Source organism: Hymenobacter sp. 15J16-1T3B, assembly GCF_020711235.1.
Lineage (GTDB): Bacteria > Bacteroidota > Bacteroidia > Cytophagales > Hymenobacteraceae > Solirubrum.
The window spans coordinates 139,570-162,237 of record NZ_JAJFAV010000005.1 but is presented as its reverse complement, the minus strand read 5'-3'; the positions used below and the strand labels follow the sequence as shown (position 1 = coordinate 162,237).

16 protein-coding genes are annotated in these 22,668 nt (G+C 64.1%); 14 read left to right on the top strand and 2 right to left on the bottom strand.

What is annotated here, in order from left to right; all coding sequences use genetic code 11:
• The first annotated feature begins 89 nt into the window (after positions 1-89).
• The 6 genes from LJ737_RS10730 to LJ737_RS10705 all read left to right on the top strand — a co-directional run bounded on the left by LJ737_RS10730 (position 90) and on the right by LJ737_RS10705 (position 8,907).
• Positions 90-1,079: a DNA-directed RNA polymerase subunit alpha gene (locus LJ737_RS10730; protein WP_111478212.1), complete on the top strand. Its 990-nt coding sequence runs from the start codon at positions 90-92 to the stop codon at positions 1,077-1,079.
• A gap of 155 nt (positions 1,080-1,234) precedes the next feature.
• Positions 1,235-1,807, top strand: a complete 573-nt coding sequence (gene rplQ / locus LJ737_RS10725; RefSeq protein WP_227765531.1) for a 50S ribosomal protein L17 — start codon at positions 1,235-1,237, stop codon at positions 1,805-1,807.
• A 370-nt stretch (positions 1,808-2,177) separates the two neighbouring features.
• Entirely contained in the window at positions 2,178-3,449 is a 1,272-nt protein-coding gene (eno, locus tag LJ737_RS10720; protein ID WP_227765528.1) for a phosphopyruvate hydratase, read from the top strand.
• A gap of 361 nt (positions 3,450-3,810) precedes the next feature.
• On the top strand, positions 3,811-4,125 hold the full coding sequence (locus LJ737_RS10715) for an FtsB family cell division protein (protein ID WP_227765526.1): 315 nt from the start codon (positions 3,811-3,813) through the stop codon (positions 4,123-4,125).
• Between the two features lie 192 nt (positions 4,126-4,317).
• On the top strand, positions 4,318-8,328 hold the full coding sequence (locus tag LJ737_RS10710; protein WP_227765524.1) for a CARDB domain-containing protein: 4,011 nt from the start codon (positions 4,318-4,320) through the stop codon (positions 8,326-8,328).
• A gap of 126 nt (positions 8,329-8,454) precedes the next feature.
• Positions 8,455-8,907 (top strand): hypothetical protein, encoded by a 453-nt coding sequence (locus LJ737_RS10705; RefSeq protein ID WP_227765522.1) that lies wholly within the window; start codon positions 8,455-8,457, stop codon positions 8,905-8,907.
• Here LJ737_RS10705 and LJ737_RS10700 read toward each other — a convergent pair.
• Positions 8,904-10,109 carry an anhydro-N-acetylmuramic acid kinase gene (locus LJ737_RS10700; protein WP_227765520.1) on the bottom strand — a complete coding sequence of 402 codons (1,206 nt, stop codon included), beginning with the start codon at positions 10,107-10,109 and terminating at the stop codon, positions 8,904-8,906. The genes LJ737_RS10705 and LJ737_RS10700 overlap by 4 nt on opposite strands.
• 65 nt (positions 10,110-10,174) lie before the next feature.
• On the opposite strand from LJ737_RS10700, the gene LJ737_RS10695 reads away from it, so the two are divergent.
• Together LJ737_RS10695 and LJ737_RS10690 are read left to right on the top strand one after the other, a co-directional pair.
• The gene (locus LJ737_RS10695) at positions 10,175-10,786 is read left to right on the top strand and encodes a YdeI/OmpD-associated family protein (protein WP_227765518.1); all 612 of its coding nucleotides are present in this window, start codon (positions 10,175-10,177) and stop codon (positions 10,784-10,786) included.
• A gap of 92 nt (positions 10,787-10,878) precedes the next feature.
• Entirely contained in the window at positions 10,879-11,739 is an 861-nt protein-coding gene (locus LJ737_RS10690) for an aldo/keto reductase (protein ID WP_227765515.1), read from the top strand.
• 188 nt (positions 11,740-11,927) lie between these two features.
• Here LJ737_RS10690 and hscA read toward each other — a convergent pair whose 3' ends face one another.
• Positions 11,928-13,790: a Fe-S protein assembly chaperone HscA gene (hscA, locus tag LJ737_RS10685; RefSeq protein ID WP_227765513.1), complete on the bottom strand. Its 1,863-nt coding sequence runs from the start codon at positions 13,788-13,790 to the stop codon at positions 11,928-11,930.
• A 99-nt stretch (positions 13,791-13,889) separates the two neighbouring features.
• On the opposite strand from hscA, the gene LJ737_RS10680 reads away from it, so the two are divergent.
• The 6 genes from LJ737_RS10680 to LJ737_RS10655 all read left to right on the top strand — a co-directional run bounded on the left by LJ737_RS10680 (position 13,890) and on the right by LJ737_RS10655 (position 22,457).
• Entirely contained in the window at positions 13,890-14,726 is an 837-nt protein-coding gene (locus LJ737_RS10680) for a murein L,D-transpeptidase catalytic domain family protein (protein ID WP_227765511.1), read from the top strand.
• 390 nt (positions 14,727-15,116) lie between these two features.
• On the top strand, positions 15,117-17,231 hold the full coding sequence (locus LJ737_RS10675; RefSeq protein WP_227765509.1) for a DUF4331 family protein: 2,115 nt from the start codon (positions 15,117-15,119) through the stop codon (positions 17,229-17,231).
• Positions 17,232-17,374: 143 nt separating this feature from the next.
• Positions 17,375-18,712: a tetratricopeptide repeat protein gene (locus tag LJ737_RS10670; protein WP_227765505.1), complete on the top strand. Its 1,338-nt coding sequence runs from the start codon at positions 17,375-17,377 to the stop codon at positions 18,710-18,712.
• Between the two features lie 19 nt (positions 18,713-18,731).
• Positions 18,732-19,424, top strand: coding sequence for a HupE/UreJ family protein (locus LJ737_RS10665; protein WP_227765503.1), 693 nt, complete (start codon positions 18,732-18,734; stop codon positions 19,422-19,424).
• A 151-nt stretch (positions 19,425-19,575) separates the two neighbouring features.
• Positions 19,576-19,971, top strand: a complete 396-nt coding sequence (locus tag LJ737_RS10660) for a hypothetical protein (RefSeq protein ID WP_227765501.1) — start codon at positions 19,576-19,578, stop codon at positions 19,969-19,971.
• Positions 19,972-20,138: 167 nt separating this feature from the next.
• Positions 20,139-22,457, top strand: coding sequence for a TonB-dependent receptor (locus LJ737_RS10655; protein ID WP_227765500.1), 2,319 nt, complete (start codon positions 20,139-20,141; stop codon positions 22,455-22,457).
• The last annotated feature ends 211 nt before the right edge of the window (positions 22,458-22,668 follow it).

Genomic DNA, 22,668 nt, shown 5'->3' with positions numbered 1-22,668 from the left:
GCCGGCCGCTGCCTGGAGTCCTCCATTGGCAGCGGCCGGCTCCTGCATTGGCTTGCCTCCTTCCTTCAACATCCCTTACATCCGCATCTATGTCAATTCTCGCTTTTCAAATGCCGGAGAAGGTCGTGATGGAGAAATCCGACGACTTCTACGGAACGTTTGAGTTTAAACCGCTGGAGAAGGGTTACGGCGTGACGATCGGCAACGCGCTGCGGCGCATCCTGCTCTCGTCGCTCGAGGGGTACGCGATTACCTCGGTCCGCACGAGCAACGTGCTGCACGAGTTCCAGACCATCGAAGGCGTTATCGAGGACATGTCAGAAATCATCCTGAACCTGAAGCAAGTTCGGTTCAAGAAGATCAACGACGTCATTGAAGACAAAATCACGGTTCGCATCAGCGGCCAGGAGTCCTTCACGGCCGGCGACATCAACAAGTTCACCAACGGCTTCCAGGTGCTGAACCCGGACCTGGTGATTTGCAACATCGACCCGAGCACCTCGCTGGAGTTCGAATTCACGGTTCAGAAGGGCCGTGGCTACGTGCCCGCCGAAGAAAACAAGCCGGCTGACCAAGTATTCGGTCAGATTGCCATCGACGCCATCTTCACGCCCATTAAGAACGTGAAGTACAGCATCGAAAACACCCGTGTGGAGCAGAAGACCGACTACGAGCGGTTGTTGCTGGAAATCCACACGGACGGCTCGATTCACCCCGAGGACGCGCTGAAAGGCGCCGCCAACATCCTGATCCAACACTTCATGTTGTTCTCGGATAACACGATGACCTTCGAAACGGCCAAAGCCGAAGAGGAGACCAGCGTGGACGAAGAGACGCTGCACATGCGCAAGGTCCTCAAGACCCCGCTGCAGGACATGGACCTGTCGGTACGCGCTTACAACTGCCTCAAGGCCGCCGACATTAAGACCCTCGGCGACCTGGTGCAGCTGGACCTGGCCGACATGATGAAGTTCCGCAACTTCGGTAAGAAGTCGCTGACCGAGCTGGAAAACCTCGTCGAGGAAAAAGGCTTGCACTTCGGCATGGACGTGGCGAAGTTCCGTCTCGAAGAAGACTAGTATCTTTGAAGAATGAATGGGCTGAAACCTTCGGCTCGTTCATTCTTTTTTCCTTTTTCACACTTCTCGGTGTGCCCTCCGGGGCGACGGTTCTAATGAGGTTTCGGCCCGCCGTGGTCGTCGTCCGCAAGCACACCACTAACTTTTCTTGACCAATGCGTCACGGTAAAAAAGACAACCACCTGGGCCGGACCACCGCCCACCGCAGCGCCATGCTGTCGAACTTGGCCATCTCGCTGATCCTGCACAAGCGCATCACGACGACGACGGCTAAGGCTAAGGAACTGCGTAAGTACGTAGAGCCGATTCTGACCCGCTCGAAAGACGACACGACGCACTCGCGCCGCATCGTATTTGCTGAGCTGCAGAACAAAGAAGCCATCAAGGAGCTGTACGGCGAAGTAGCTGGCAAAATTGCCGGCCGTCCGGGCGGTTACACCCGCATCATCAAGCTGAGCGCCGGCCGTGCTGGTGACAACGCTGACATGTGCGTAATCGAACTGGTGGACTACAACACCACGCTGCTGGAAGCTAAGTCGGCCGGCGAAGCCAAGGCTACGACCCGTCGTTCGCGCCGCGGTGGTGCTAAGAAGGAAGGTGCTGCCACCACGGCTGCCCCCGCTGCTTCGACCACGCAGGTAGAAACGTCGGCTCCGGCTGATACGGCTACTGAGACGCTGAAAGAAGGCGAGACCCGCGAAGGCAAGACCGAAGAGTCGGCTTCGTAACTCGCCGCGCTGACCGCGCTTAGAGTTGAAAGGGACGGTTCCTCACGGGGCCGTCCCTTTTTTGCGTCTGCAGTGCGCCTCACACTTCAGCCCTCTCCGAATAAGGAAGAGGTTGTTATCAAACTCTAGCCGTCATGCCAAGCGTAGTCGAAGCATGACGGCCTGGTGCGACATGCTGACGAGGCAATAGAGATGGGTAGCTACGCTCAGTATAACGTTCTGCGGTTGCGCAAACGGTTGATTTAGGAAGCCGCTTAGGTCAATCCCCGGCACTTGTGTTTCTTTGCCGTCGGGCCCGTGTGGGACGGGCTCAGCTGACTGATTCCCCATGGGCTGGTCAGGCCCACAACTCACTTTTCATTCTCCGATTATGAGCATCATCGCCGCCATCAACGCCCGGCAAATTTTTGACTCGCGCGGTAACCCGACCGTGGAAGTAGATGTGACCACCGACAGCGGGGTGGTAGGCCGCGCCGCGGTGCCTTCGGGTGCTTCAACGGGCAAGCACGAAGCCGTGGAGCTGCGCGACGACGACAAGTCCAAGTACATGGGCAAGGGCGTGCTGACGGCCGTCGACAACGTGAACAGCAAGATTGCCGAGGAGCTGGTTGGTTTCTCCGTGTTCGAGCAGGCGTTGCTGGACCGCATCATGCTGGAGCTGGACGGAACGCCGAATAAGGCTAACCTGGGCGCCAATGCCATCCTGGGCGTTTCGCTGGCGGCGGCCCGCGCGGCGGCGCAGGAAGCCGGCATGCCGCTGTACCGCTACGTGGGTGGCGTCGGCGCCAACACGCTGCCGGTGCCGATGATGAACATCCTGAACGGCGGCTCGCACGCCGACAACTCGATTGACTTCCAGGAGTTCATGATCATGCCGGTGGGCGCCAAGTCGTTCACGGAAGCCATGCGCTGGGGCTCAGAAATCTTCCACCACCTGAAATCGGTGTTGAAGAAGAAGGGCCTGAGCACCAACGTGGGCGACGAAGGCGGTTTTGCCCCGAACATCGAATCGAACGAAGCCGCTATCGAGGTAGTGCTGCAGGCTATCGAGGCCGCGGGCTACAAGCCGGGTGACGACGTGATGATTGCGCTGGACGCAGCGGCCTCCGAATTCTACTCGGATGGTCACTACCACTTCAAGAAGAGCACCGGCGACAAGCTGACCTCCTCGGAAATGGCGAACTACTGGGCTGAGTGGACTCGCAAATACCCCATCATCAGCATCGAGGACGGCCTGGACGAGGACGACTGGAGCGGCTGGAAGCAGCTGACCGACGCCGTGGGCGACAAGGTGCAGCTGGTGGGCGATGACCTGTTCGTGACCAACGTGAAGCGCCTACAGGAAGGCATCGACAAGGGCGTGGCAAACGCCATTTTGATCAAGGTGAACCAGATCGGTTCGCTGTCGGAAACCATCGATGCCGTAAACCTGGGCCGCCGCTTCAAGTACAAGAGCATCATGTCGCACCGCTCGGGCGAAACGGAGGACAGCACCATCGCCGACCTGGCCGTGGCGCTGAACACCGGCCAGATCAAAACCGGCTCGATGTCGCGCTCGGACCGCATGGCCAAGTACAACCAGTTGCTCCGCATCGAGGAAGAACTGGGCGAAGTGGCTTACTTCCCCGGCCGCAACATGTAATTTGATTGGCCGCTAGGTCAGCAACCAAGGGAGCCTGGTTTCAACGGAAATCAGGCTCCCTTGCTTTTAAAGCGGAGTCGCGCGCAGCAATAACTCTGGGATGACACGATTGGGCCTCAACCCAAAAAGCGCGGACCGTGCTGACGAGCGGGGCAGCGCGCCGTAGGGGGCAAGCCTGCCCCGCTACGGCATCTGGTGGCGCAAGTGGAGCCAACGCGTGTCGACGGAGGCAGCGGGTAGGGTATCTGTTTACTGCGGCAATGATGGCTGCCCCAACGGCCCATAGCCATCGATTGCGCCGGTAGGCCGTAATTCAAGCGCTCCAACCCTAATGCTGCCGCGTTTGCTTTATCTTTAGCTTATGAATTGGTCGTCGTGGTTTAACCGCATTCCCAGCTTCCTGCGCAATTTTTACTTGCTGACCGGGCTGGCTTTCCTAGTCTGGATGTTGTTGTTCGACTCCAACGACTTGTTGAAGCAGTACGAGATGTACAGCAAGTACCGCGAACTGCAGGAACAAAAGCAGTATTACACGGGTAAAATCGAGGAAGTAAAGCAGGACCGGGCCGAGCTGCTGAGCAGCCCGGAAATGTTGGAAAAGTTTGCCCGCGAGAAATACGTGATGAAGCGGCCGGGCGAGGATGTGTTCCTGCTGATGCCGGAAGAGCAAAAGTAGCGCGCCGCGCGGCGGCTGACTGTCAGCTGGTTTGCGCCCGAGCAGCAAAGACTTACCAGAAAATAAGCTAGTCTGTAAGCACCGCCTTTCGCGGTGCTTTTTATTGTAATATTTGTGGGCGCAGTAAAACTACGAGTGTCTTTTTAGCACTAACTTTCGGAGTTCATTCTAATAAACCAATAGTTCTTGGATATGAAGAAACCTTACTTTTCGGGGTACGGTAGGAAAATCCAGCTACTTTTCTTGCTGGTAATGAGCTGGTTGGGCCTGCAACAGGCCGCCGCTCAGACGTACACAATGCCGGTGACCGGCAGCAATACCATCACCACCTGCGCGGGCACCCTCTACGACAACGGGGGCGCCAGCGGGCCGTACGTGGGCAACACCGGTACGCTGACCATTATGCCGGCCACCACCGGCAACAAGGTGCAGCTGAACTTCACGTCGGTGTCCATTGACTACTACGACTACCTGACCATCTACGATGGCACCAGCACGTCGGCACCGGTCATCGGCACCTACTACGGCAGCACCAGCATCGGCACGGTGTACGGCACGTCGAGCAGCGGCGCCATCACGCTGCGCCTGACCGGCAGCAACTACTACAGCTACGCCGGCTTTTCGGCCAGCATTGCCTGCGTAACCAGCGTGCCGCAGCCCGACCTCGCCGTGCAGGGCGCTTCGGCTTACCCGCTGTCGGCGGTGGCGGGCAGCTACCTCTCGCTGAGCTGCAGCATTTACAACCTCTCGGGCACCACCGCCACGAGCAGCAACGTGGGCTACTACCTCTCGACGGACAACACGCTGAGCACTTCAGACCAATTGCTGGGGTACTCGTCGGGCTACTCGCTGGCGGTGGGTGGCTCTTCAACGCGTAGCAGCTCGGTGCAGATTCCGACGACGGTAACGCCCGGCTCGTACTACCTGCTGTTTGTGGGCGACTACGACAACCTCGTCAGTGAAAGCAACGAGAATAACAACATTGCCAGCGTGTCGTTTACGGTCAGCGCCCCGAGCTACGACCTGATTATTCAGACGCCGAGTGCGACGCCGACGGCGGTGGCGCAGGGCGGTACGCTTTCGTTGTCGTGCTACATTAGCAACACCGGCAACGCCACGGCAGCGTCGAGCAGCGTGGGGTACTACCTCTCCAGCAACACCACGCTCGACGCGACGGACGTGCTGCTGACTTCGACCTACGGCGGTTCCTTGTCGCCCTCCTCGTTTGGGGCCAGCCGCTACGGCTACACCAACATTCCGGCGACGACGCCGACGGGCAGCTACTACGTGCTGTTTGTGGCCGACTACCAGGACTTGGTGACGGAAACCAACGAAACCAACAACGTCGCCTCGGTAGCCATTACGGTGTCGCCGCCCGGCGTCGACCTGGCAATTCAGCAGGCCCAGCTGGGCAGCAGCTCCACGCTGGCGGGGTCGAGCATTTACGCTTCGGCTTACCTCTACAACCTGGGCAACATGAACGCCACCGCCAGCCGCGTGGGCTACTACCTCTCGACCAACACCACGTTTGATGCTTCGGACGTGCTGCTGTCGAGCACCTCGATGAGCAGCCTGACGGCCGGCCAGTACTACTCGCTGTACCCGACGCTGACGATTCCCTCGACCACCACCACCGGTAGCTACTACGTGCTGTTTGTGGCCGACGACCAGGGGCAGGTGACGGAAACCAACGAAACCAACAACGTCGCCTCGGTGGCGCTGTCGGTGACGCAGCCCAACGTGGACCTGCAAATTCAGCAAGCCACCCTGTCGCCCAATACCACTTCGGCGGGCGGCAGCGTGTACGCCAGCTGCAGCATCTACAACGCGGGCACCACGGCGGCTTCCTACTCCTACGTGGGCTACTACCTCTCGACCAATACCACGCTCGACGCTTCGGACACGTACCTGAACTACGCGTACGGCAGCACTCTCTCGGGCGGCTTCAGCTCGACGCGCGCCATGACGTTGTCGATTCCGGCTTCGACGGCGAGCGGTAGCTACTACATCCTGTTCGTGGCCGACTACTCGGCGCAGGTGGGTGAAACCAACGAGACCAACAACGTGGCTTCGGCGGCCCTTACGATTACGGCGCCCAGCGTGGACCTGCAAATCCAGCAAGCCACCCTGTCGCCCACGTCGACGACGGCTGGCGGCACGGTGTACACGAGCTGCAGCATTTACAACGCGGGCACGACGACGGCGGCTTCCTCCTACGTGGGCTACTACCTCTCGACGGACAACACGCTGAGCACTTCGGATACCTACCTGAACTACACGTACGGCAGCACGCTTTCGGGCGGCTTCAGCTCCTCGCGTACGGGCTCGGTATACATTCCGAGCGGCACGGCCGCCGGCAACTACTACATCCTGTTCGTGGCGGACTACGCGGCGCAGGTATCGGAAACCAACGAAACCAACAACGTGGCTGCCGTGGCGCTGACGGTAACCCCGCCCAGCCCCGACCTGACGGTGAGCAGCTTCTACCCGTCGTCGTACTACCTGAACTCGGGTGCCAGCACGACGGTATCGGCTTACGTGTACAACCAGGGCCTGGCCAGCGCCGCCTCGAGCAACGCCGGCGTGTACCTCTCCACCGACATGAGCTTCAGCACCAGCGACGTGCTGCTGGCTTCGAGCACCGGCGGTGCCCTGGCCTCGGGCAGCTCCAGCTACCGCACGGCTACGGTGACCATCCCGGCCGCCACCACCACCGGCTACTACTACCTGTTGTTCGTGGCGGATAACCAGGGCCAAGTGACGGAAAGCGACGAGACCAACAACGTTTCGTACTACTCGATCTACGTCACCAACGTGGCGCCCGTCAACGGAACGCTGGTACCGGCTTCGGGCTCGGCCAGCATCACCAGCTGCAGCACCACCATCTACGACAACGGCGGCAACGGCAACTACGCCGACAACTCGGAAGGTACGCTGACCATCAACCCCGGCACGACCGGCAGCAAAGTGCGCCTGACGTTTAACACGTTCGTGCTGGAAACCTGCTGCGACTACGTTTCGATCTACGACGGGACGAGCACCAGCGCTCCGCTGCTCGGCACGTACGTCTACAGCCCCGGCGTCGTGACGGCTTCGAGCACCAACACCAGCGGCGCGCTGACGGTGCGCTTCCACTCCGACGGCAGCGGCACGTACGCGGGCTTCGACGCCACCGTATCCTGCGTGACGACGGCACTGCCCGACCTGACCCTAACCCAGGTAGTGGCTACGCCCACGACCGTCATGGCCGGTAACTCGACCTCTGTAAGCCTGAGCGTGAACAACGTGGGCGTCGGCGCCGCTTCGTCGACGCCGGTGGCTTACTACCTCTCGGCCGACAACACCCTGGACGCCGCCGACCGTTTGCTCGGCAACGTAACGGGCGCTTCGCTCAACGCCAGCACCAGCGTAACGCGCACCAACGTGGTGACGATTCCGACCACCACGACGGCCGGCAACTACTACCTGATTTGCGCCGCCGACATCAACAACGTGGTGGCCGAGAGCAGCGAAAGCAACAACATAGCTACGGCGGTGGCCATTACCGTCACCGGTGCTGCGGCTGATCTGGTGGTCAGCTCGCCCACGCTGACGCCGACCACCGTTATGGCCGGCAACAACGTGACGGCTACCTGCTTCCACGAAAACACCGGCTTGGTAAGCGCCGGCGCGCACACGCTGGGCTTCTACCTCTCCACCGACAACCAGTTCAGCAGCAACGACGTGCTGCTGAACAGCATCAGCATCGCGTCGATGCCGGCGGGCAGCGGCCTGACGCGCGTGGCTACCTGCACCATCCCGGCCGCTACCGCTGCCGGCAACTACTACGTGCTCTACGTAGCCGACTCGCAGGGCCAGATTACCGAGGGCAGTGAAACCAACAACGTGGTAAGCCAAGCGGTGACGGTGACCGTCAACACGGCTGCCCGCGAGCAGACGGCTGGCTTCGCCATCAGCCTGCACCCGAACCCCACCGCGACGGGCCAGCCCTTCCTGGTGTCGTTTGAGGGCAACGGGTCGGCGGCGGCCGCGCACCTGGCGCTGTACAACAGCCTGGGGCAGCTGGTCAGCCAGCAGCAGGTAACGCTGCGCGGCAACGCCGCTCCGGTGAGCATCCAAACCGCGGGTCTGGCTCGGGGGGTGTACACGCTGCGCATCAGCGGCGAGAAACTGAACGCTACGCGCCAAGTCATCATCGACTAACGCGAGGCAGTGTTCGGCCGCTTGCATCGGCGGCATCGGCAGTGGGTTTTCGAGCCCGCGGCCGGTGCCGCCGATTGATTTTGGGCCGGGCGCAACTTATGATTTGCGCTGACGCGTTAGGCACGCATGGAGCAACACGCACGCAAGTACCGGACCTGGCTAGCGGCCAGCCTGTGGGGAGCAATGCTGCTGGCGCCGCAGGTGGCCAAGCCGGCGGAAGCACCGTCGCAAGTGCAGGTAGCGCGGCGTTTTCTGCTGGCCGTGCTGGCAGGGCACTTGGGTGCCGCGTACCGCCTGCTCGCGCCCGAAGCCAAGGTGCAATGGTCGACCAAGCAATTTGCGGCGGCCGCGCAGCCACTCTACGCCGAGGGCCAACGCCGCGGCCCCACTATCGACCTCTATAAGTTTGGATTTCGCATCGGCGACGTGGATACCCAGCCATTCTGCGCGTTTATGTTTCGCAGCGACTCCACCGCCGCCAAGCCGCAGGTGCAGCTGGACGTGACCTTTGGCAGCCAGCAAGCCCGGCTGGTGCAAGGGTTTAGCCTGATCCGGTTGGCGGCCGATTCGGCGCGCTAGGCGGGCAGGGAGATTTTGCCCATCGTCACGGCGGGTACGCGCTGCCGCCCTTGGCCGATGGAGAGGGCGGAGCCGGCCAGGGCCTCGTTGGCCAGCACGGCAAACAGCACGGCTTCCTTAGCGTCGGGCGCCACGCCCAGAGTTTGCGTATCGGCAAAGCGGCAGTGGGGGAGGGCCCGGCGAATCGAGGCCAGCAGCGTGGGGTTGTGCATGCCGCCGCCGCTGACGTACACGGCGGCTTGGGGGGCGCTGCCTAGTGCCTGCTCCACGGCCTTCTGAATGCCCGCGGCGCTGAAGGCCGTGAGCGAGGCTAGCAAGTCGGCGGGCGACAGGGCAGTGGTGGCGCTGCGCTCTTGCGCGGCGCGCACGTAGGCGGGGCCGAACAGCTCGGGGCCGGTGGTTTTGGGTAGCGGCGCGGCGAAAAACGGGTGGTCGAGCAGGGCAGTCAGCAGGGGCGTATTGACGGTGCCGGCGGCGGCAAATTGCCCGTCGGGGTCGAAGCCGTGGCCGGGATACAGCTCGCGCACGAAGGCATCGAGCAGGGTGTTGCCGGGGCCTACGTCGGTGCTGAACACCTGGGTGGTGTCGCCGGAGGCGGGCAAATAGGTAAAGTTGGCAATGCCGCCGAGGTTGAGCAGCAGCCGGTCTTCGGCCGGGCTCGAAAACAGCAGCACGTCGCCGTAAGCGGCCAGCGGGGCACCTTCGCCGCCCGCGGCCACGTGCTTCTGCCGAAAGTCGCTGAGCGTAATAATGCCGGTGCGCACGGCCAGGTGGTCCCCGTCGCCGATCTGCAGGGTGGCGTCGAGCGGGTACTCGGGGCGCTGGTGCTGGTGCCGCGGGGCGTGGTACACCGTCTGCCCGTGGCTGGCCAGCGCGTCGACTGCCGCCGGTTCGACGCCCCAGCTGCGCAGCGCGTCGAGCACGAGTTGGCCGTGCAGCGTACCGATCCAGGCGTTGAGCAAGGTCAGTTCTTCCAGCGACACCATGTCCTGCGCGAAAACCCGCCGAATGCGGTGGCGTACGTCTTCCGCGTAGGGCAGGGTGACGAACTGTTCCAACGTGAGGCGGGTGGCCGGGCCGTGGCCCTCGAAGCGGCACAGGGCCAGATCGAGGCCGTCGAGGGAAGTGCCGGACATCAGGCCGAGGATGCGGCGGCTGGGCTGGGCGGCGACGCGGCAGAGGCGGGCGAGGTGCGGGTTCATGCCGGTGAAGGTAGCGCCTCGGGGCGGCCCGCCGTATCTTCCGCCGCTACCAACTGCCCACCGCCATGCCGCCTAAAACTGTCCTTGCCGATCTGCCCTTAGTTGCCGCTGCCACCCGCGAGGAGTGGCGGCAGTGGCTGCTGGACCACCACGACACCGCCGCCGGCGTCTGGTTGGTGTACTTCAAGAAAGGCAGCGGGCAGCCGAGCATTACCTGGGCCGAGGCCGTGGAGGAAGCGTTATGCTTTGGCTGGATTGATTCCAAGTCCCTGACCATCGACGCGCAGCGCTACAAGCAGGTGTTTACGCCCCGCAAACCCCGCAGCGTGTGGTCGAAAATCAACAAGGCCAGCCTGGAGCGGCTGCAAGCGGCGGGCAAGATGATGCCCGCGGGCCTGCGCGCCGTGGAAGTGGCCCGGCAAAACGGCTCCTGGTCGGCCATTGATTCGGCGGAAAACCTGGAAGTGCCCGCCGACCTGGCGGCGGCGCTGGCGGCCCACGAAACGGCCGCGCGTCACTTTGCCGCCCTGAGCCCTTCGCGCCGCAAGATGTACCTGCAGGGGCTGCTGGCCATGAAGCGCCCCGAAACCCGGGCCCGGCGCATTGCCCTCATCGTGCAGGAAGCCGCGCTGACCCCGCCGAAGGTGCGCAAGCCGGGGCCCGCCGCGACCGAGTAGGCAAGATTACAGTCGGGCTTAAGCTTTTTCGGGCCGGCGCGGTTATACACCACGGCCGCCGATTCCGGCGCCGCGTACGCAACCTTATTCCCATGGCCGAACCAACCACCAACACCACTTCCAAAACCTTCGCCCTCGGGGGCGACCTGACCATCAACCGCATGGGCTTCGGCGCCATGCGCATCACCGGGGAGGGCATCTGGGGCCCGCCCAAAGACCACGACGAAGCTATCCGCGTGCTCAAGCGCGCCGTGGAGCTGGGCATCAACTTCATCGACACGGCCGACAGCTACGGCCCGAACGTGTCGGAGGAGCTGATTGCCGAAGCCTTGTACCCGTACCCGCAGGACCTTATTATCGGCACCAAGGGCGCGCTGCTGCGCACCGGCCCCAACCAGTGGCCTATTGACGCCAGCCCCAAGCACCTGGAAGAAGCCCTGCACGGCAGCCTCAAGCGCCTCAAGCAGGAGCGCATCGACCTCTACCAGCTGCACCGCATCGACCCGAACGTGCCCGCCGAGGAAAGCTTTGCGTGGCTGCAGCGCAACCAGCAGAAGGGCCTGATTCGCCACATCGGCCTCTCGGAGGTGACGGTGGAGCAGATCAAAAAGGCCCAGGAGTTTTTCCCGGTAGTATCGGTGCAGAACATGTACAGCGTGGACAACCGCAAGTGGGAAGCCGAACTGGATTACTGCGAGCAGAACAACATTGCCTTCATCCCGTGGTATCCGCTGGCCGGCGGTAACCAGGATGCGCTCAACAAGCTCACCGGCATCGGCCAGCGCCTCGGCGCCAGCCCGCAGCAGGTGGCCCTGGCGTGGCTGCTGCACCGTTCGCCCAACATCCTGCTCATCCCCGGCACCTCCAAGGTGAAACACCTGGAGGAGAACGTGAAAGCCGCCGATATTCAGTTGACAGCCGAAGACCTGGCCGCGCTGGATCAGCTGGGCTAAGCTTGAACACTCCAGGCCGTCATGTCGAGCGCAGCCGAGGCATCTCGCCGGATAGTAAATCCTCTTGTGAGTTTACTATCGGCCATCAGCCCGCGAGATGTCTCGACAAGCTCGACATGACGGCCGGTTAAAAACAAAAGGCCCCGCAACTTATCGTTGCGGGGCCTTTTCGTGCAGCTGGCAGGGAGTTAGATAATCTTCTTGCCCGACATGGCCTGCTTGATGCTGATTTGCATCACGCGCTCGGCGAAGGGGCGCGTCAGCTCTTCCAGGTCGTCGACGGCGCGGTAGATAAGGTCCTTGTCGCCGGAGATGAGCGTGCCGCGCAGCGCTTCGGCTTTCTGGCGGGTCTGGGTGATTTCCTCTTCCGTCAGGTGCTGCCCGTTGTTCTGCACGAAGCGGTCCACCTGGTAGAGCATCTGCTCGGCGGCGGTGCGGGCTTCGATGACCATGCGGGCGGCCACGTCATCCTTGGCGTGGGTGAGCGAGTCCATCAGCATCTGCTCCACTTGCTCGTCGGTGAGGCCGTACTGCGGCTTGATTTCCACGCTCTGCTGGGTGCCCGAGCGCAGCTCGATGGCCTCGACTTTCAAGATGCCGTCGGCGTTGAGGATGAAGTTGACGTCAATTTTGGGCAGGCCGGCGGGCATGGCCGGGATGCCGCGCAAATCGAATTCGGCCAGCTTGCGGTTTTCCTTCACCAAGTCCCGCTCGCCCTGAAACACCGAAATCTTCATGTTCACCTGCCCGTCGACGGAGGTGGTGTACTGGCGGCCGGCCTTGGTCGGTATCTTGGAGTTGCGCGGGATGATCGGGTCCATGAGCCCGCCCATGGTTTCGATGCCGAGCGTGAGCGGCGTCACGTCGAGCAGCAGGATGTCGCGGCGGTTGCCGGCCAGGATGTCGGCCTGAATGGCGGCGCCCAGGGCTACTACTTCGTCGGGATTGAGCGAGGCGTTGGCCGGCTGCCCGAAGAAGGCTGACACCGAATCGTACACCAGCGGCACGCGGGTGGAGCCGCCCACCAGCAGCACCGCGTCGAGCTTGTCGGCCGTGAGCTTGGCGTCGTGCAGGGCCCGGCGGCACGAGTCAATCGTGCGCTCGACCAGCGGCCGGATCAGCTCGTCGAACTCTGTGCGGTTTAGGGTGAGGTTATTGGCTTGGTCGAGCTGGGCGCCGAACAGGTCGTTGTCGGAGAGGTAACGCTTGGCTTGCTCGGCGAGCAGGCGCAGGCGTTGCTTGAGCTGCGGGCTATCGGCCACGGCCTGCTGCAGCTCGTGGCGGTGCACCCAGTGGTTGACGATGGCGCGGTCGAAGTCGTCGCCGCCCAGGTAGGTGTCGCCGTTGGTGCTGAGCACCTCGAAGATGCCCTGGTGCAGGCTCAGGATGCTGATGTCGAAGGTGCCGCCGCCGAGGTCGTACACGGCCACGGTTTTCTCCTCCTCGGGATTCAGCCCGATGCCATAGGCCAGCGCAGCCGCCGTGGGTTCGTTGACGATGCGCAGCACTTCCAGCCCGGCCAGGCGGCCGGCGTCGCGGGTAGCTTGCCGCTGCGAGTCGTTGAAGTAGGCCGGCACGGTGATGACGGCCTTGTTGACGGGCGTCTTAAGCGCGTGCTCGGCGCGGGCGCGCAGCTCCTTGAGAATCTCGCTCGACAGCTCGATGGGGGAGTAGAACCGGTCCTCCACGCGGATTTTCACCAGTCCCTCGGAGTCGTCGTCGATAACCTTGTAGCCCAGCTCGCCGGCGTGGTTGCCCAAGTCGCGGTACGACTTGCCGAGCAGGCGCTTCACCGAGTAGATGGTGCGCTCGGGGTCGGTTTCGAGGTAGTCCTTGGCGTCGGTGCCGACGAGCGGCGCGGCGCCGTCCGCCGGGAAATGCACCACCGAGGGCACGATGGTGCCGCGGCCCTGGTCGTTGATGGCAATGGGCTGCCGCGACTCGGGGTGGATGTAGGCGACGAGGCTATTGGTGGTACCCAGGTCGATGCCGACGATGATTTCCTCCTGCTGGAGGGCGCCGGTTGACAGGTTGATGGAAACTTTGGCCATATTAAGTGCTCAGAACGCAGCCCGTGGGGGACTGCCGCGCCGGGGCGCAAAAGTACAACGGAAACCGCCGCCCGGTCGGGTGGCTTATCTTTGCCGCGTATGCGCAGCACAACAACCATCCTGGGCCTGGGGTTATGCCTGTTCGGCGCCCTGGGCGTGCTGCCGGCCTGCCAATCATCGGACCCCGGCCAGGTGGCCGCGCCCCCGCGCACGCGCATCAGCGCCCAGTCGCCCGTAGCTACTACGCAGCCCGCCCCGGCGAAGCTATTGCCGGGCTTGCCCGATTCACTGCAACCGCAGCCGCTGGCCCCGCTGCCCGGTCTCGCCGATTCGGTGCGGGCGCAGGTGCGGCGCCTGCACGCGGCCCTCGGGCCGGAAGCCGCCACCCTGCGCCCGGCGGTGCTGGAGCGGGCCTACGCCGGCTACCAGCGTCTGCGCCGCGCCCGGCAGCTGCGTGGCCCGCGCGTGCTGGCCGTGGCCGATATGGAGCTGCCCTCGTCGGAGCCGCGCCTCTGGGTTATCGACGTGCAGGAAAGCCGCCTGCTGCACCACAGCCACGTCACGCACGGCCGCGGCTCGGGCGGCCTGCGCGCCCAGCGCTTTTCCGACCGGCTGAAGTCGGCCTGCACGGCGCTGGGCTTCTACCGCACCGGCGATACCTACCGCGGCAAGCACGGCCTCTCGCGCCGCCTGCACGGCCTCGACCGGGGCCAAAATGGCCACGCCAGCAGCCGCTACGTGGTGCTGCACGCCGCCGATTATGCCAGCGCCGACTACCTGGCCCAACACGGGCAGCTGGGCAACAGCCGCGGCTGCCCGGCCTTGCCGCCCGCCCAGTACCGGGCCATCATCAACAGCCTGGAAGAAGGCAGCTGTTTGTTCATTTACGGGCCCGATGCGGCCTATGCCTCCGCGTGGTTGCCTGCGCAGCCCTGATGCCTGCAAGCTAGGAAGCTGCTTACAGTCAAGTAGGAAGGGACAAATACTTACCCCTGCCTGTGGTTTGACGCAGACTAGGGTAAGAAATATTTTCAAATCCTCCAATCTTTCCGCGGATTCGTTACGTATCTGACGCCGTAATCGAATACTAAGGCACGCTGGCTGCCGCACCGGCTGTCGTTCGTCTTATTCTTCTATTGCCTGGTGGCTTCGCCTACGAAGCCCCAGCCGCGCCCCTCCCTTACCGCCCCACTGCCGGGGCACCCTAGCGTCGAGTCGAACCTGCCGGTTGCCGGCGGGCAGCGCGCTCATTTTATCCTGGAATGTGTCGTCGGGCGACGTTGCCCGGTGCATGATTCATATACCCCAACCAAACACCCCAATCCTATGAAGAACGGTTTCCGCCCGTTATTCTTCCTGGGCTTGTCGGCAGCCGCGGCGCTTGGCGTCGTGGCCTACAGCGGGCAGCAAGCCCCGCTGGAAGCCTCAAGCCACCGCGAAGCCCCGTTGATTGCCGACGACCCGCTGGCCGACAACACCGACCTCTACGCCTTCCGCTCGCCGGACGACGACACCAAGATTACCATCATTGCCAACTACATTCCGCTGGAGCTGCCCCAGGGCGGGCCGAACTACAACACGTTCGGCGAAAACGTGCGGTACGAAATCCACATCAAGAACAAGTCGACCACCACGGGCGACGACATCACCTACCGCTTCACGTTTACGCGCGTCAACCAAGACCCGACGACGTTTTTCAACATCCGGCTTGGACAGCAGAACTTGAAGACCACCTACACGCTGGAGCAGAGCATTGGTGGCGCGGCGTTTACCTCCGTGATTACCAATGGCGTGGTGCCGCCGCCCAACGTGGGCCCGCGCTCCATCACCAGCACGCCGGCTGGCCTGGGTACGCAGTACAATACGCTGATGACCAACGCCATTCAGACGCTGGGCAACGGCACGAAAGTCTTCTGCGGCCCGGTAGATGACCCGTTCTTTGCTGATCTGGGCGGCATCTTCGATCTGGGCGGTATCCGCGCCCCCGGTCAGGCCCGCGACGGATTGGCCCGCAAGAATACCCACGCCATTGCCCTGCAAATCCCGATTTCGGTGCTGCAGAAGGACGGCAAGACGGCCGCGCAAGCCGTCAACATCCTCGACCCGGACTTCGTCATTGGCGTGTGGGCTTCGGCCAGCCGCCCGGCCCTGCGCACCCTGAACGCCGACGGTACCCAAACCCACTCGGGTAGCTGGGTGCAGGTATCGCGCCTGGGCATGCCGCTGACCAACGAAGTCATCAACCCCATCGGGGCCAAGGACGCCTGGAACGCCAAGACGCCCTACAACGAAGCCACCGTCACCGACGACTACCTCTCCAACCCGGAGCTGGGCCTGTACATGGCGGAAGGCACTGCCAACGGCCAGACTTACTACGGCACTGCCGTGCCCGGCCTGGGCGCGCTGCGCATTCAATCGGCTTCGCTGGCCGGTAGCCCCGGCCTGCCCGCCGCCGGCTTCGACTTCCGCAACGGTGCCGCCGGTCTGTCCGGCCTGGCCGGCAACGCGGCCCTGAACGGCACGGCCCTGGCCGCCACCGCCTACGGCCCGTACCTGCTGCGCGCCGGAAAGCCCCGTTCGGTCGACATTCTGCCCATCTTCCACACCGGCGTGCCGAACGCCATTCCGTACCAGCTGGCCACCGGCAAAACCGCCCGCAACCCGCTGACGGCCGGTAAGCCCTTCATCAACAACTTCCTGCTGGCCAACGCCACCGCCGCTAACCCCGGCGGCGACATGCTGCGCCTGAACATGGCCGTGCCCGTAACGCCGCGCAACTCGGCCGACTTCAGCTCGGAAGGCCTGCTGCAGGCCGCCGTACTGGGTCTGACGGACGCTCGTTTCAACGCCAACGCCACGCTGCAGAACATTCCGAACATGGACGGCTTCCCGAACGGCCGCCGCTTGGAAGACGACGTGACCCGCATTGAGCTGCAAGCCGTGGGTGGCGCCGTGCTGGCCGCCATCGGTCTGTGGTACGACGACTACACTGCTACCTCGACCAGCCCGCTGACGCCGCGCCTGCTGGGCGTGGTGGGCTTCAACGCCGGCATCACCGCCAACGACACCACGCTGAAAGCCGCCTTCCCGTACGTGCAGACGCCCTGGAGCGGTACCAAGGCTCAGCAGACGGCCCTGGCCCAGCGTAGCGGCAGCCTGAACATGCAGCCCCAGTTGATGTCGGCGCAGGTGTACCCGAACCCCTTCGGTGCCAGCGCTACCATCCGCTACGAAACGGCCGTGAAAATGCCCGTGACCATCACCATCATGGACCTGATGGGCCGCGTGGTGGCCACGCCCGTGCGCAACAAGGTAGAAGCGCCCGGCGTGCACGAGTTCCGCTGGGAGGCCGGTAAGCTGGCCGCCGGCGAATACATTGCCACCATCCGCACCGGCAACACCACGCTGCAGTCGGTGCACATTCTGCACCGCGGCGAATAGCCCACGATGCTCAGTGGTGGGGCGGCCCAGCGCTGCCCCACCCGCGGCGGCCTCCGGCCGCGTCATTGGCGTCAGCTGATGGCGTGGCCGGGGGCACCAGCCGTATGGTGCTGTCCTTCTCCATTTCCCGCATTTTCATTTCTATGTCCCTACCTCGACGCATACTGTACGCCTTGTTGCTGGTGGGTTTTGCCGTGTCGGTAGCGGCGGTGCTGCTGGCCCGCAAGGAGGCCCCCGTGCCGCAGCTCAAGGAGCGCCGCGGCGCCCTAGCCGTGGGCGGCGAGTGGCTGAATACCAAGCAGGCCGTAGCGGGCCTGCAGGGAAAGCTGCGCCGCAACCCCGACGACTACGAAGCGCGCCTGCAGCTGGCTCAGGCCTACGTGCAGGAAAGCCGCGTCACCGGCGACCATACCTACTACGACGCGGCCGCCCTCAAGCTCGTGGACGAAGTGCTGCTCAAGCGCCCCGACGATTTTGAGGCGCTGTGTACCAAAGCCGTCATCAGCCTCTCGCAGCACCACTTCGGGCAGGGCCTGATGCTGGCCGAGCGCGCCGCCGAGCTGAACCCCTACAACGGCTTCGTGCAGGGCCTGCTCTGCGACGCCCATGTCGAGCTGGGCCATTACCCGCAGGCCATCAAGGCCGCCGACCGGATGAACGAACTGCGCCCCGACCTGCGGGCTTACTCCCGCGTGTCGTACCTGCGCGAAATCCACGGCGACGTGGACGGCGCCAAGCAAGCCATGGACCTGGCCGTGCGCGCCGGCGTGGCCGGGCTGGAGCAGACGGAGTGGTGCCGCGTGATGCTGGGCCGCCTCTACGAAAACTCCGGCGACCTGGCCCGCGCCACCGACGCCTACAAACAATCCCTGCAAGTGCGCCCCGGCTACGCCTACGCCCAGGCCGGACTGGCCCGCGTGGCCCAGGCCCAGGGCGACTACAATACCGCCATTCGCCTGCTCAAGCAAGCCCGCGCCCAAGTGCGCGACTTCGCCTTCGACGACGAACTGACCGACCTCTACCGCCTCAACAACCAACCGACGCAGGCCAACGCCTCGGCCCAAAAGGTCATCAAGCAGCTGCAGGCCCACGCCAACACCAACGACCAGGAAGACGGCCAGGGCCACTACACCGACCGGGAGCTGGCCTACGCCTACCTGAAAGCCGGCGACCTAGACCAAGCCCTGCAGCACGCCAAAACCGAGTACGAGCGGCGCCCGGCCAACATCGACGTGTGCGAAACCATGGCCTGGGTGCATTTCAAGCGCGGCGACTACGCCGAAGCCCGCAAGTACCTCACGCAGGCCCTGCGCACCCACTCGCGCAACCCCCAGCTGCTGTACCGCGCCGGCTGCATTGCCCTGCGCAACGGCGAAGTGGCCCAGGGCGAGTCGTGGCTGCGGCAGGCCCGGGAGCAGAACCCGAACTTCAAGCCCGACCCGACCGACCCCGCGCCCGCCGTGCTGGTGGCCCGCCGCTAACCTGCTCTGATCCGCTGCGATGAAACCGACTTTCCCGCTTCGTGCCGGCGTTTTCTTGCTCGGGCTGCTGCTGTTGCCGCTGCTGGCCGGGGCGCACCCGTTTAGCAACGTCGACATCAGCTCCCTCTCGCGGCCGCAGGCCGTATGGGACTACCTGCAGCTGGGCTTTCAGCACATCATTCCGCTCTCGGCCGACATGGCCTGGGGCCTCGACCACATCCTGTTCATCGTAAGCCTGTTTGTGCTGGAGCCGCGCCTGAAGCCGGTGCTGCTGCAGGCCACGGCCTTCACGGTGGCCCACAGCATCACGCTGGGCCTGGCCGCGGCCGGGCTGATTTCGGTGGCCCCGAGCGTGGTGGAGCCGCTGATTGCGCTGTCCATCCTTTTCGTGGCGCTGGAAAACCTGATTACCGACCGGCTGCGGCCCTGGCGGCTGGCGGTGGTGTTTGGCTTCGGCCTGCTGCACGGACTGGGATTTGCCGGCATCCTGCGCGACATCGGCCTGCCCCGGCACCTGTTCTACGAAGCTCTGGTGAGCTTCAACGTGGGCGTGGAGCTGGGCCAGGTCAGCATTATTCTGCTCTGCTGGCTGATCATCGGCTGGTGGTCGGCCCCGCGGCCCTGGTACCGGCAGCGGGTAATGATGCCCGCGTCCATCGTCATTGCCCTGGTGGCGGGCTGGTGGACGCTGGAGCGCGTGTTCTTCGTCTGACACCCCGCGGGCCCGGTCCGGTAATTACGGATCCTCGTCCGATTGATTTCGGAAGCCTGGTTGCCACCTGCTGCATCGTCCACCCGAATTGCCTAAGGCGCCAACACGAGCCGCCGGTGAGCAATTCAACCAGCTAATCACTCACACCCCGATGCGCCAAGCCTTCATCGTGCTGCTGCTGTGCAACTACCTGCTGGTAGTGGCTTGCGGCTGCGTGGGCCGGCGCACCGACGACTGGGAGCGGTACCGGCCCAAGCGGGCCTACGTGCACCGCACCACCTGCCAGCGCGACAACGCGCTGCGCCTCGACTGCTTCGACCGCTGCAACGGCGACCAGCACCGCTGGACGCCCCGGCAGGCCGGCGAAGATATCTGGCACCACATTGCGGCTCAAGTGAACGGCACGGACGTGCACTTGCTGGCGGAAACAGCACTGCTGCCGCCGCGCCCCGCCCCGCACCAGCCCCGGCCTACCTTCCCCAGGTGGACGCCCGCGCTGGCCTTGGGTTTGTTGGCTGAGCCCGAGGCGCCGCCCCGATTAGGATAAGACCCAAACTGCTCACCGGCCCAGGTGCCGGCAGCAGTCCGTTTCCGGCCCGCCCCGTCCGCCTGCTTGCCGCGGAGGGTTCGGCGTAGGTCTTATTCTCGTCATCCGACAACCGGCTGGCCGCCGCGTAACCGCGGGCCGGCCCGGCGTCACCCTCAATTGCCGCTATGCCCTCACTGCTACGCTCCGGCCACCTGGCCCGGCAGCTAAGCCTGCTGTTGCCCTTTCTGTTGATGTCGCTGACGCTGGTTGCCCCGGCCAATGCCCAGACGGTAACCGCGTTGCGCGGCTCGGTGCTCGATTCGGCCTCGCACCGCCCGCTGCCCGGCGTGACGGTACGCCTTGACGGCCGCCCCACCGACGGCGCCACTACCGACGCCCTCGGCCGCTTCCGCCTCGGCGGCTTGCCGGCCGGCTCGTATCAGGTGCGCGTGTCGGCGCTGGGCTACCGCGGTCAGACGGCGGCCCTGACCGTACCCGCCACCGGTGCCGCGCCCGAGCCGCTGACCCTGGCCCTGGTGCCCACGGCGCTGCAGCTGGCCGAAGTCACCGTGGCCCAGCCCCGCGACCTGAACCAGAGCGTGGCCGCCATCAGCGGCATCGACCGGCAGCTGCGGCCCGTCAACTCCGCCCAGGACCTGCTGCGGCTGGTGCCGGGCCTCTTCATTGCCCAGCACGCGGGCGGGGGCAAGGCCGAGCAGATCTACCTGCGCGGCTTCGACTGTGACCACGGCACCGACTTCAACGTGAGCATCGACGGCATGCCAGTGAACATGGTTTCGCACGCCCACGGGCAGGGCTACGCCGACTTTCACTTCGTCATCCCCGAAGTAGTGGAGCAGCTGCGCGTGTACAAAGGCCCGTACTCGGCCCGCTTCGGCGATTTTGCCACGGCCGGCGCCGGCGAATTCACCACCAAAACCAGCCTGGAGCAAAGCCAGGTCAAGCTAGAAGTCGGCCGCTTCGACACGCGCCGCGCGGTGCTGCTGCTCGACTTGCTGGGCAAAAACGGTCACCTCTTCAGCCAGCGCGGCCGCGAAAGCGCCTACCTCGCCTCGGAGTACAACTTCACCAACTCCTACTTCGAGCAAAAGCAGCACTTCAACCGCTTCAACGGCCTGCTCAAGTACACCGGCCAGCTCTCGGAGCGCACCACCTTGTCGGTGAGCGGCTGGCACTTTACCTCGCGTTGGGACGCTTCGGGCCAGGTGCCGGAGCGCGCCATCCGCGAGGGGCTGATTACCCGTTTCGGCTCCATCGACCCCACGGAGGGCGGCAACACGGCCCGCACCAACGCCAACGTGCAGCTCACGGTGGATTTGCCGCACGACGCGGTGCTCACCCAGCAGGCGTACTACTCGCGCTACGGCTTCAACCTCTACTCCAACTTCACCTTCTACCGCGACAACCCCGCGGACGGGGACCAAATCCGGCAAAACGAAGCGCGTAACCTGGCCGGCTACCGCGGCACCTACGAGCGGGGATTCGCCGTCGGCGGCCGCACCCTGCGCACCAACCTGGGCGTGGGCACCCGCTTCGACGACGTGGACCTGGCCCTGCGCCACAGCGTACGGCGCGCCGTGACCGATACGCTGGTGAGCGGCCGGGTGCAGGAGCAGAGCTATTTCTCCTGGCTCGACGCCACGCTGCCGCTGTCGGACCGCCTTACGCTGAACGCCGCTGCCCGCCTCGATTACTTCCGCTTCCGCTTCCGCGAAGACCGGTTTGATTCGCTCTCGGGCCGGGCCGCCAAGGCCCGCGTCAGCCCCAAGCTGAACCTGTATTACCAGCTCAGCCCGGCCGTGCAGCTGTTTGCCCGCTCCGGCGTGGGCTTCCACTCGAACGACGCCCGCTCGGTGGTGCTCGACAAGGCCGGCGCCTTGCCCCGGGCCATCGGCTACGAAGTCGGCTCGAATTTCAAGCCCGCGCCTGAGTTGGTGGTGAACCTAGCCGTGTGGGCCCTGCACCTGCAGGACGAGCTGATTTACGTGGGCGACGAGGCCGTGGTGGAAAGCGCCGGCCGCACCCGCCGCGTGGGGGTGGATCTGGCCGTGCGCTACCAACTCACGCCTTCTGTTTTCGCCGACGTGGACCTGAACCTGAACCGCGGCCGCTCGGTGGACGACCCCGCGGGCCAGAACTACATTCCGCTGGCACCCACGCTCACCAGCATCGGCGGGCTGACGTGGAAGCGCCCCGGCGGCTTCAGCGCCAGCTTGCGCTACCGCCACGTCGACAGCCGCCCGGCCAACGAGGGCAACTCGGTGCGCGCCCGCGGCTACACGCTCGTGGATGCCGTGGCCAACTACACCCACCGCCGCTACCAGCTGGGGCTGACCATCGAAAACCTGCTGAACGCCGACTGGAACGAGGCCCAATTCGACACCGAAAGCCAGCTGCGCGGCGAGGCGGCCCCCGTGTCGGAGCTGCACTTCACGCCCGGTACGCCCTTCTTCGCCAAGCTGACGGGAAGCTTTTTCTTTTGAGCGAAATAAAAAACGTGTCATCCTGAGCGCAGCGAAGGACCCTCCTCGCACCCTGCACCAAACTAACAAGCGCAGCCACCGACGCCTCTTCGTAAGGGTACCGGTAGCTGCGCTTCTTTGCTACAACAGTGAAAAGCGTTTGCACTTCGTCGGCAGCGGCGGTGCGGGGTTGGAGGAAGGTCCTTCGGCTAAGCCTCAGGATGATGGACTG

What these genes read in the sequence shown, in the direction of transcription:
- LJ737_RS10705 (WP_227765522.1), top strand. Translation starts at nt 8,455, where the DNA reads ATGGAGCAACACGCACGCAAGTACCGGACCTGGCTAGCGGCCAGCCTG.
- LJ737_RS10660 (WP_227765501.1), top strand. Translation starts at nt 19,576, where the DNA reads ATGCGCCAAGCCTTCATCGTGCTGCTGCTGTGCAACTACCTGCTGGTA.
- hscA (WP_227765513.1), bottom strand. Translation starts at nt 13,790, where the DNA reads ATGGCCAAAGTTTCCATCAACCTGTCAACCGGCGCCCTCCAGCAGGAG.
- LJ737_RS10710 (WP_227765524.1), top strand. Translation starts at nt 4,318, where the DNA reads ATGAAGAAACCTTACTTTTCGGGGTACGGTAGGAAAATCCAGCTACTT.
- LJ737_RS10675 (WP_227765509.1), top strand. Translation starts at nt 15,117, where the DNA reads ATGAAGAACGGTTTCCGCCCGTTATTCTTCCTGGGCTTGTCGGCAGCC.
- LJ737_RS10680 (WP_227765511.1), top strand. Translation starts at nt 13,890, where the DNA reads ATGCGCAGCACAACAACCATCCTGGGCCTGGGGTTATGCCTGTTCGGC.
- LJ737_RS10700 (WP_227765520.1), bottom strand. Translation starts at nt 10,109, where the DNA reads ATGAACCCGCACCTCGCCCGCCTCTGCCGCGTCGCCGCCCAGCCCAGC.
- rplQ (WP_227765531.1), top strand. Translation starts at nt 1,235, where the DNA reads ATGCGTCACGGTAAAAAAGACAACCACCTGGGCCGGACCACCGCCCAC.
- LJ737_RS10665 (WP_227765503.1), top strand. Translation starts at nt 18,732, where the DNA reads ATGAAACCGACTTTCCCGCTTCGTGCCGGCGTTTTCTTGCTCGGGCTG.
- LJ737_RS10695 (WP_227765518.1), top strand. Translation starts at nt 10,175, where the DNA reads ATGCCGCCTAAAACTGTCCTTGCCGATCTGCCCTTAGTTGCCGCTGCC.
- LJ737_RS10655 (WP_227765500.1), top strand. Translation starts at nt 20,139, where the DNA reads ATGCCCTCACTGCTACGCTCCGGCCACCTGGCCCGGCAGCTAAGCCTG.
- LJ737_RS10715 (WP_227765526.1), top strand. Translation starts at nt 3,811, where the DNA reads ATGAATTGGTCGTCGTGGTTTAACCGCATTCCCAGCTTCCTGCGCAAT.
- eno (WP_227765528.1), top strand. Translation starts at nt 2,178, where the DNA reads ATGAGCATCATCGCCGCCATCAACGCCCGGCAAATTTTTGACTCGCGC.
- LJ737_RS10690 (WP_227765515.1), top strand. Translation starts at nt 10,879, where the DNA reads ATGGCCGAACCAACCACCAACACCACTTCCAAAACCTTCGCCCTCGGG.
- LJ737_RS10730 (WP_111478212.1), top strand. Translation starts at nt 90, where the DNA reads ATGTCAATTCTCGCTTTTCAAATGCCGGAGAAGGTCGTGATGGAGAAA.
- LJ737_RS10670 (WP_227765505.1), top strand. Translation starts at nt 17,375, where the DNA reads ATGTCCCTACCTCGACGCATACTGTACGCCTTGTTGCTGGTGGGTTTT.